This window comes from Thiocystis violacea (genome assembly GCF_016583575.1).
Taxonomy (GTDB): domain Bacteria; phylum Pseudomonadota; class Gammaproteobacteria; order Chromatiales; family Chromatiaceae; genus Thiocystis; species Thiocystis violacea.
Genome location: NZ_NRRG01000162.1, coordinates 1 through 755 on the forward strand (window position 1 = coordinate 1; position 755 = coordinate 755).

Annotated in this window: 2 protein-coding genes; one reads left to right on the forward strand and one right to left on the reverse strand. The window is 60.9% G+C overall.

The genetic code is table 11. From position 1 onward, the window contains the following. Positions 1 to 85 precede the first annotated feature (85 nt). Positions 86 to 307 (reverse strand): DUF1640 domain-containing protein, encoded by a 222-nt coding sequence (locus tag CKO27_RS23975; protein ID WP_200377414.1) that lies wholly within the window; start codon positions 305 to 307, stop codon positions 86 to 88. Between the two features lie 243 nt (positions 308 to 550). Between CKO27_RS23975 and CKO27_RS24315 the strand changes: the two genes are divergently transcribed. Further along, positions 551 to 755 (forward strand): hypothetical protein (locus tag CKO27_RS24315; RefSeq protein WP_207281116.1); only part of this gene is annotated, 205 nt, incomplete at its 3' end.

Consider the following 755-nt stretch of genomic DNA (forward strand, 5'->3'; position numbering starts at 1 on the left):
CGGCAATAGATGTGTGGAAGTAACGGATCCAGGCATCGGTGTAGAATCGTGATGACAGGCATCGGGGGTCTCCTGGGTGGTTTCGTCACTTCCCAAGGACCACGATCCCCTGTGCCTGTTCATTGTCGCGCCGCAACCATTGTTTAAGTCTTTGTTTAAAATATAAATAGCTAGGGGATGCCTCAGGGTTGGACTCCGTTTGCGCCTCGCGAAACGCTTCGGCGATCGCCTCGGCCTGGGGCTCGGGAAGCCCGGCGCGCTGGAGCGTGCGGACGAACTTCAGGGTATCGAAGGCGATGGCGGTCATGGATGGGTCTCGCGGGTCAGGATGCTGACAAAATGGTGCGCCGGCTCGCGGGTGTCAACGCCACGCCTCTGAAACCATGTCGCGGATACCCGCGACATGGTGGGCGTGCTTGTCGATCGCCGCGAATCTGGTCGAGTACGCGCCGAGGCTCAAGCTTTGTAGGGACACCGTTGCCGGGCTTCGCTCCCATTACCCGGTAGCGCCCCAATCGATAGGATTTCGTGGGAGCGGCTTTTAGCCGCGATGAGCGCCGACACGAGGTTTTTCGCGGCGGCAAGCCGCTCCCACGGGACGGAGGATGAATTCGCGGGGATACCTCAGGGTCTGTCCCTGAGGTATCCCCACAAAATTGGCCTGCTGCGGTCACTCGGCGAGCAGTGCATCATGGTCACTCGCGACCCATTGGCTGGGCGGCCCGATGGCCTCGACCAGCTCGGCGATGGTCGTT